Raw genomic sequence first — 8,740 nt, 5'->3', positions numbered from 1 at the left:
GTACCATCAGTACCCAATATAAACCGATTTATCTCGATCAAAATTCTAAAGTAGACCTGCGTACCAATGAGTCAGCTGAAAATTCAAGCACACCATAAATTATGGGCTATCATTCCAGCTGCAGGTTCGGGTAGCAGATTCTCTAAAACAGAACTAAAGCAATATCAAATGATTCAGAAGCGTACTGTTCTTGAACATACGGTTGCACGTCTGAATCAACTTCCACTGACGGGTTATGTGCTGGCGATCGGTAGTCAGGATGATGTTGCTATAACCTTGCCATTTTCCAATCAGGATAAAGCCCATTTTTGTGCCGGCGGTACAGAGCGGGTCAATTCTGTCCTCAATGCCTTAGCTTACCTAACTGAAATCACTTCAGCAGAAGATTGGGTATTGGTACATGATGCGGCACGTCCATGTGTCAGTCAAAATGCATTGATTGATCTGGTCAATACGGCGACTGAAACTGATCAAGCTGCCATTTTGGCAATTCCAGTGCGCGATACCTTAAAGCGCGTCGTACAAGGTCAGGATATCGAAACTACAGTAGACCGTTCGACTCTCTGGCAGGCTCAAACACCACAAATGGCCAAACTGGGCCGGTTAAAACATGCTATTGAACAGGCATTACAAGATGGTGCCAATATTACCGATGAAGCCAGTGCACTTGAGCATGTAGGTGAAACCGTACGTGTGGTACAGGGGCGATCTGATAATCTCAAAATTACCTATCCGGATGACCTGGAACTGGCTCGTCTGATTCTGGCAGCACAAGCCTAAATTTATTTGAAGAAATACATAATAAATAGAGCACTGGCGATCAATTCTCCGCTGCTTTCACTTATAATTTCGCCATTGTTAGTTTTGAACCTTTTGTCACAATGATACCTTCACAGCAGTATCGTTTTTTACGACAATCCGCACGTGATGGATTGAGTATAAAACACGATTCCTCAAGATGGACCAAGCTACATCTGGACCCGTGGTTGCTATGCTTCTTGTTGCTGAATGCTGCCTTGGGGTTGATGGTAGTTTATAGTGCGACCTCTGAAAACTCAGGCATGGTGATCCGTCAGGCGATCAGTTTTGGTGTCGGTTTTGTGGTAATGTTTATCTGTGCGCAGGTTCCGCCAAAAGTGTATCAAGCCGCAAGCCCGTATTTTTATGCCTTCGGGATTTTTATGCTATTGCTGGTCTTTGTGATTGGTGAAAGACGACTTGGAGCAACACGCTGGATTACTTTGCCGGGCGTGGGAAGTATGCAGCCGAGTGAAGTGATGAAATTTGCCATGCCACTGATGATGGCCTGGTACTTCGCGCGTAAGCCATTTCCACCCAAGTTTATGCATATCATCGGTGCCTTAATTTTGTTGGGTATTCCTTTTGTGCTTGTGGCATTGCAGCCTGACTTGAATATCGGTCTGGTGATTCCGGGGATCTTTGTTTTATTTCTGAGTGGTATGTCCTGGCGCTTGATTGGTGGTGCAATGGCAGCATTAGCTGTGGTCGCACCATTAATGTGGATGTTCCTGTTACAGGAATATCAGAAAAAACGTGTCCTGACGCTATTTGATCCTGAATCAGATGCACTCGGTGCAGGCTGGAATATTATCCAGTCTAAAATCGCCATTGGTTCTGGAGGAATGACTGGCAAAGGTTATTCGCAAGGGACACAGTCACATCTGGGTTATCTGCCAGAGCATCATACTGACTTTATTATGTCGACTTATGCCGAAGAATTTGGTTTTATCGGTGTATTTTTATTATTTAGTCTGTTTACCGCTATTATTATTCGTTGCTTGATGATCGGAATGAACAGCTTCCATAACTTTGGCCGTCTATATGCGGGTGCTACAGGTTTAACCTTTTTCTTTTTCGTATTCCTGAACTCAGGCATGGTGAGTGGTATCCTTCCAGTGACAGGCGATCCATTACCACTGATGAGTTATGGCGGAACCGCTGTGATTTCTTTGCTCGCGGGTATGGGTATTGTGATGTCAATCCATACCCATCGCTAAATAATAGAAGAAAAGAAAAAGCCAGATTTATTCTGGCTTTTTTATTGCTTGAGATTTTATGTTATAAATATTCAATAACTTAGATAAATAACTATATTTGCATATTGGGGACAAGATGAAGAAGTTAATGTTGGTGATTGGACTTGTAGGATTGTCAGCAACTATATGGGCAAAGCCATTGAGTTCAGCGGAATTTAAATCTCAAGTTAAGCAGCATTATGATGCATTAGAAGTGAAACAGGCTGCACTCAATGTGTCGGTGGATCGTCGCGAGCATCCAGCAATTATGATTGCTAAAACATGTGAATATTCTAAAGGTCTAAAACAGCTTAAGCACTTTTCCGAACAAAATCTGCATCTGGCTGAAGCCAAGGATGAACTGCAATTTGTTCATTTATTGGATACAAGCTTTAATCAGTCCTTCATTGATTTGGGTACTACTTATGAAATGGGGTGCCTAAAACGGTAGGGGGTGAATTCTACCTATACGGTTCACAAAGGCTCTAAAGACGCTTTAAAAATAGCATTTTTATTTGATTAAAAGTTAGGCTTTGCATTGGTTGGTTTTTTCGGTTCTATGATTTTGCTTTAGTCGCCATCCAGCAAAGCAGTGAACCAAAACACACCATCAATGCACCTTTCCAGAAGCTGAAGGTTAATTGTGTGCTCAAAATCAATGCTGAAACCACAGAAGAAAAAACCGGGATAAAGTATGAAGCTGTTGCCAATACAGTCACATTTCCATGCATAATTCCGATATTCCATGCCCCATAGCCAATGCCCATTGCAAAAGCAGCTAATACCAGATAAATGCTGGAATTCAATTCGAAATTCGGTATGGGCTCAGCAGAGAAAATCCATTGGGTCCATAGTACAATCGACACCAAAATAAAGAATAAGGTAATACCATTTTTACCATTGGCAGCACGAGCAGTCAGGGTACAATAGGCAGCCCATAGAAAGACACCGGTTAAAGCCAGTCCATAACTCAGTGGATTGGTCTGTATATTGGACAGCATTGTTTTAAAGCTAAATCCAGCTTCACCACCAAGCACCAGACAGATCCCTGCCACAGATAAACATATCCCGGGAAAGATAAGAAAATTGGTTTTCTGCCTGTTAAAAATAATTGAAAACAGAATCGTGGCTGTCGGCCACAGATAATTCACCATTCCGATTTCTATAGCTTGTCTATTATTGCTTGAATAGCCAATAGACAGGGCAAGACAAATTTCATAAGCCACAAAAAGCAGGCTTCCCCAAATCAGATATTTAAGGGGGAATTCTTTCAGATGTGTCCAGCCAAATGAAAGCAATAGAATAATCGAGGCGCATGAATAGATTAACGCAGCTCCTCCGATCGGTCCAAAGTAATGACTGACTTCTTTGATGAGAGCAACAATGAGACTCCATAAGAAAACTGCCGTAAGACCAATCAATGTCGCTTTGTTTGAGTTCATTACTCTTGTTCAGGATAAATTTAGAAGATAGTTTAGGCCAAAATTGATAAAAATATCATTGTTCTTTTTAAAAATATGAGAGTAAAGATCTTGTATTTATCAAATTTAAGCTCTCCAAAGAGAGCTTAAATTGTTTGAATGCTCAGGCAATGAACCAGGTGTAATAACCCCAGAACATCAGCGGCCATGAAAGGAAAGGGCTAAATAGCCATTTCCAGAACCAGTGGCGTGGCATAAAGCCTACACCATGAACAAAGCCTCCAGAAATGCCAATCATGATAAACATCATGGCTCGGTGACTATATGCACCATTATCATCCAGCATCGCAGCTGGATGTACCAGTAACACCGCTGCGAGTGGAAATGCCAGCAGGCAGGAAATCACCATCGCAAATTTGTTGGGTTTCTTGTCTATAACGGGTTTCTCTAGCGCAGCTTCAGTCATGATTTATTCCTCATCCAGGTCTTGGTGCTGTTCCATATAAATTGCAGCAATCACACTGGCAAAACACGCCATAAGTACACCTAGAATCCATGCAAAATACCACATAATTTTGTCTCCTTAGGACACAGTCTTAGTACAAGCTGTGTGAATTCTCTTGAATGTATTTATTGGTGATTACGCCCCACATCTTGTAGTAACACCAAGTGGTGTAAAGCAGGATGATTGGAACAAAGATACATGCAGCGACAGTCATTACCGTCAAGGTATTTTTACTGGATACTGCATCCCACATGGTCAAGCTGGCAACAGGGTTAATGCTAGATGGCATTAAGAATGGGAACAGGGCAAAACCGGCAGTCAGGATTGCACCGATCACCGCCATAGATGAACCTAGGAAGCTCAGGCCTGCTTTAGCTTTAGAGGCAGCCAGCACGACAATAATACCGCCAAGGATACCCATAATTGGCGCAATCATGGTAATTGGATAAGTTGTATAGTTATTCATCCAGCCAGGGTTGCTATTGATCAGTACTTCTTTAGCCAGTGGATTTGCAACACCATTGGTGTCATATGGAGTCACCAGTGTATAACCTTGAATACCGCCGAAATATAACCATGCGCCAGCAGCAAGGAAAGTCACCAGATAAACCAGTCCCATAATTTTGGTTGCTTGAGCAGAACGTTCACGTAATGCACCATCAGTACGCAGCATTAACCAAGCGCCACCGTGTGCGCACAACATGGACAAGCTTACAATACCGCAAACTAAAGCAAACGGATTTAGCAGAGCGAAGAAACTGCCGGAATAAGTTGAACGAACAGTTTCATCTAAAGTGAACGGTACGCCTAGGAACATGTTGCCGAAAGCGACACCGAAGACTAATGCAGGAACCGCACCGCCAACAGCCAGACCCCAGTCCCAGGAATTACGCCATTTGGTATTTTCCAGCTTGGAGCGGTAGTCGAAGCCGACAGGTCGCAGGAACAGTGCAAATAGTACTAAGAGTAGCGCCCAGTACATGCCAGAGAAAGCAGTAGCATAGACCATTGGCCATGCTGCAAACAGGGCACCGCCTGCAGTGATGAACCAGACTTGGTTGCCATCCCAGTGTGGGGCAATCGTATTAATTGCCGCACGACGTTCCTGATCATTTTTACCTACAAATGGCATGATCGCCATTGAGCCCATATCGAAGCCATCAGTCAGTGCAAAGCCAATCAGCAAAACGCCAACCAATACCCACCAGATAATTTTGAGCAGTTCATATTCAATCATGATTTCACCTCGCCAGTTGCACCTTCTGGAAGAGCTGCAGCTGCGTCTTCTTGCTCGGCTGTTACTTGAGAATTAGGTTTTTCGAAATGGTATTTGCCAGTATGTAATGAGCTTGGCCCCAGGCGAGCGAACTTGATCATCAGGTACATTTCAATGATCAGCAATACTGTGTAGAACGCTGCCAGTGCCAGGATTGAGCCCATCACATCGCCTGTGCTTAAAGTAGATGCAGACAGGTGGGTAGGTAATACTTCACCAATGGTCCAAGGTTGACGACCCACTTCAGCCACATACCAGCCAGTTTGTGCAGCAATCCAAGGCAGTGGTAAAGCAAACAGGGCAAATTTTAATAACCAAGGTTTGTTTTCAGCATTGCGTTTCGCTACAGCAAAAGTCGCTAATACGAACAGCAGCAACATCAGGAAGCCAGAACCTACCATGGCACGGAAGGCCCAGAACAGACTTGGTACATGTGGAATAGTGTCTTTGGCAGCAGCTTTGATGTGTTCGTCAGAAGCATCGACGACATTTGGAGTGTATTTTTTCAGAAGCAGACCATAACCAAGATCTTTTTGGGTATTTTCAAATGCTGCTTTTACTTCAGGAGATTGATCGCCTGCACGTAATTTTTCAAGCTGTTCGTATGCCAGCATACCGTTGCGGATACGACCTTCATGTTCAACCAGCAGGTCCTTGATCCCTATCACTGGAGTATCTATTGAACGGGTTGCAATGATCCCCATGACATAAGGAATTTTGACTGCATAATCTGTACGCATGGTTTCCTGATTTGGAAAACCAAATAAAGTGAATGCGGCTGGGGCCGGTTCTGTTTCCCATTCTGCTTCAATCGCAGCCAGTTTAGTCTTTTGTACATCACCAATTTCGTAGCCAGATTCATCCCCTAGTAGAATCACTGAAAGTGTAGAGGCCAGACCAAAAACTGCAGCAATAGCGAAAGAACGGCGGGCAAAAGGCAAGTCACGTTTTTTTAGCAGATAGAAGCTTGAGATTGCCAGAACGAAAATCGCACCTGTTACATAGCCTGCAGAAACAGTATGAACAAATTTTACTTGAGCGATCGGGTTAAAGATTAGTGCACCAAAATCAACCAGTTCCATACGCATGGTTTCATAGTTGAATTTAGAACCTACCGGGTTTTGCATCCAGCCATTGGCAACCAGAATCCACAATGCAGACATGTTGGAGCCAAGCGCCACTAACCAAGTTACACACAGATGCTGAACCTTAGACAGACGATCCCATCCAAAGAAGAACAGGCCAATGAAAGTAGATTCCAGGAAGAAAGCCATTAAGCCTTCAATCGCTAGTGGTGCACCAAAGATGTCACCTACATAGTGCGAATAGTAGGCCCAGTTGGTACCAAACTGGAATTCCATGGTCAGACCGGTAGTTACCCCGAGTGCAAAGTTAATCCCGAAGAGTTTCCCCCAGAATTTGGTCATGTCCCGATAAATTTCCTTACCGGAAATCACATAAGTGGTTTCCATAATGGCCAGGATAAAGGCCAGGCCTAAGGTCAACGGAACGAAAATAAAATGATACATCGCAGTCATAGCAAACTGGAACCGCGAAAGATCGACCACGCTTTCAGCAATCATCAACGTGTCTCCTTGATTTGGGAAGGACTGCCGGCAATACGCTCGGCAACTTGAGAGTCAAAATTCTTGGGAATCGTAGGCGCATCAAACCAGATATGTTTGATTGTCAGTAATAGAATGATCTTGATGATTAAAATCAAAGTGATCTCTCTTACAACTTTTTGATTTAGATTTTCTGGAACTAAGCTCATGTAAATAAGCCTGTCTTTATAACGTGTTAATTTATTATTAATCTAATATGATAAAAAATAAATAGACTAAACAGTTTAAATAAATATATATTTATAACTATTTGAATATTAATAATTTAAAATTACATTTATTTAAAAAATAATCAAAATATTTGTGATTATTTTGTGTAAACATAATTATTTTTAAATCCGACTTTTTTGCTTATATTTAAAAATTAATATCCTATTAAAATAGTTGGATTAAGAAAAAATAATATTTTAAATTCTGATTATTTTACTTGGTTTATTATATTTTTATTGAAAATGAGAATAGATTAAAATTTTAGGGATTAAAACGAGAAGGGTCTTTCGTGGAATCTAAAGGTGAGGTGAATTCTTATTGCTGAGAAAAAGCAGGCAAAAAAAAGAACATGCATGAAGCATGTTCTTTTTAAGCTTTTGGAGGAGAGTAGAGCTTAGAAGTCGTAACGCATACCTACAGACAAGCCCATTGCAGTTTCACCTGCTGCATTTACACCTTGGGATGAACCTGCTTTATTACTACGTGCTTGTGACCAAGGTGTCAGGTTAGCAGCGTCATCATTCAGCATGGCTGCCAGGTTGCCATAAACACGGAACTGTTTATCTAGGCGATGCTCTAAGCCCAATGCAAGTAGGGTTGAGTTAGCATCAGTTGTATCAATATCACGGTGGAAAACGTGACCGCGTAATGTATTTTTATCTGTTAGTTTGTATTCCGCACCTACACCGAAAACATTAGCATCCGCATTGGTGCCACTGCCATCATCCAGTGCAGTAAACTGGTAAAGTGCGCCCACATTCAGTTCAGGCGTTAATTTATAAGCTGCTGCTAAACGGATACCATCTCGTTCACCGCGGCTCACATCTTCTGCATAATGTTCATAAGCAGCCGCGACATCCCAGTTACCCGCGTTATAATTTAAACCTAGGTCATACGCTTGAGATTTTTCATTACTATCCTCAGTCGTATCATTGCTGATCATCGTGCCATCATGTAAAGATAAAGCTGCTGTTGCAGTGAAACCACCACCAAATTTTGGTGTTTTATACTCAATCGTATTCGGGTTACGTTCATCGAAGCGGTGATTGTAAGCACGAGTGATATTACGCAAGTCGCCGACCTGGTCGCCAAAGAAGTTTGCCGGACCACGTGCCGCTTTAAATGGGCTGTCAAAACGGCCCACTTTAACTTGACCAAAGTTACCTTTGACTCCGACATAAGTATCTCGGGTAGAGAAGTTTATAGAATCCTCACTATCATCCGATCCGCTAGAAAAGTTGATTTGCTGTTCGATCTGAGCGAATGCAGTCAGATCTTCATTAATCTTGTGATCGACTTTAAAGCCTAAGCGTGATGAGTTTGAGGATAAAGCCACCTCATTATAGTCCTTGCCGTCATCCAGATAATCCAGAGAAACGTGTGCACGACCATATACTTTAACGTCAGCAGCAGCTGCCATTACTGGTGTTAAAATTGTTGCCCCAACTGCCAATGCGCAAAGAGTTTTTTTCATGTGTAGCTCCAATAAGACTTGTTTTGGTCCTAACAAGGATGTTGTGGTAGCTTTGTTAAATTTTGCTACCGTCCTGTATTGGTGCTAAGTATCGATTACAAATAAGACAATAAGATTAAGGAAATATTTCAAATATATTAAATGTTTCGTTATGTAAAAATATGAATAGTATATGTTTTGTTTTAAGAAAGTT

10 protein-coding genes and 1 pseudogene are annotated in these 8,740 nt (G+C 42.1%); 4 read left to right on the top strand and 7 right to left on the bottom strand.

Going from position 1 to position 8,740, the window contains the following annotated elements; all coding sequences use genetic code 11:
- The 4 genes and pseudogenes from B4033_RS02045 to B4033_RS02030 form a co-directional block, all read left to right on the top strand.
- Window positions 1-98 (top strand): annotated as a pseudogene (locus B4033_RS02045) (cell division protein FtsB); the annotation flags it as partial.
- Entirely contained in the window at window positions 67-780 is a 714-nt protein-coding gene (gene ispD, locus B4033_RS02040; protein ID WP_286831701.1) for a 2-C-methyl-D-erythritol 4-phosphate cytidylyltransferase, read from the top strand. The pseudogene B4033_RS02045 and the gene ispD, both read left to right, overlap by 32 nt.
- Before the next feature lie 101 nt (window positions 781-881).
- Window positions 882-2,018: a rod shape-determining protein RodA gene (gene rodA, locus B4033_RS02035; protein WP_004893075.1), complete on the top strand. Its 1,137-nt coding sequence runs from the start codon at window positions 882-884 to the stop codon at window positions 2,016-2,018.
- Window positions 2,019-2,133: 115 nt separating this feature from the next.
- The gene (locus B4033_RS02030; protein WP_228152954.1) at window positions 2,134-2,487 is read left to right on the top strand and encodes a hypothetical protein; all 354 of its coding nucleotides are present in this window, start codon (window positions 2,134-2,136) and stop codon (window positions 2,485-2,487) included.
- A gap of 106 nt (window positions 2,488-2,593) precedes the next feature.
- Here B4033_RS02030 and yddG read toward each other — a convergent pair whose 3' ends face one another.
- The 7 genes from yddG to B4033_RS01995 all read right to left on the bottom strand — a co-directional run bounded on the left by yddG (window position 2,594) and on the right by B4033_RS01995 (window position 8,547).
- Entirely contained in the window at window positions 2,594-3,478 is an 885-nt protein-coding gene (gene yddG / locus B4033_RS02025; protein WP_286831697.1) for an aromatic amino acid DMT transporter YddG, read from the bottom strand.
- 142 nt (window positions 3,479-3,620) lie between these two features.
- Complete coding sequence (locus B4033_RS02020) at window positions 3,621-3,923, bottom strand: cyd operon YbgE family protein (protein ID WP_286831694.1); 303 nt, start codon at window positions 3,921-3,923, stop codon at window positions 3,621-3,623.
- A gap of 3 nt (window positions 3,924-3,926) precedes the next feature.
- Entirely contained in the window at window positions 3,927-4,028 is a 102-nt protein-coding gene (cydX, locus tag B4033_RS02015; RefSeq protein WP_004278713.1) for a cytochrome bd-I oxidase subunit CydX, read from the bottom strand.
- A 25-nt stretch (window positions 4,029-4,053) separates the two neighbouring features.
- The gene (gene cydB, locus B4033_RS02010) at window positions 4,054-5,199 is read right to left on the bottom strand and encodes a cytochrome d ubiquinol oxidase subunit II (protein ID WP_048881234.1); all 1,146 of its coding nucleotides are present in this window, start codon (window positions 5,197-5,199) and stop codon (window positions 4,054-4,056) included.
- Window positions 5,196-6,821, bottom strand: coding sequence for a cytochrome ubiquinol oxidase subunit I (locus B4033_RS02005; protein ID WP_286831684.1), 1,626 nt, complete (start codon window positions 6,819-6,821; stop codon window positions 5,196-5,198). Before B4033_RS02005 ends, cydB begins: the two co-directional genes overlap by 4 nt.
- Window positions 6,821-7,012, bottom strand: coding sequence for a cytochrome oxidase putative small subunit CydP (gene cydP / locus B4033_RS02000; protein ID WP_184104825.1), 192 nt, complete (start codon window positions 7,010-7,012; stop codon window positions 6,821-6,823). Before cydP ends, B4033_RS02005 begins: the two co-directional genes overlap by 1 nt.
- Window positions 7,013-7,467: 455 nt before the next feature.
- The gene (locus B4033_RS01995; RefSeq protein WP_076753673.1) at window positions 7,468-8,547 is read right to left on the bottom strand and encodes a porin; all 1,080 of its coding nucleotides are present in this window, start codon (window positions 8,545-8,547) and stop codon (window positions 7,468-7,470) included.
- Window positions 8,548-8,740: the final 193 nt, after the last annotated feature.

The sequence above is a fragment of the Acinetobacter sp. UBA3132 genome (assembly GCF_002364825.1).
Classification (GTDB): Bacteria; Pseudomonadota; Gammaproteobacteria; order Pseudomonadales; family Moraxellaceae; genus Acinetobacter; species Acinetobacter schindleri.
The sequence above is the reverse complement of the archived record's forward strand: the minus strand, read 5'-3'. Positions and strand labels throughout refer to the sequence as shown.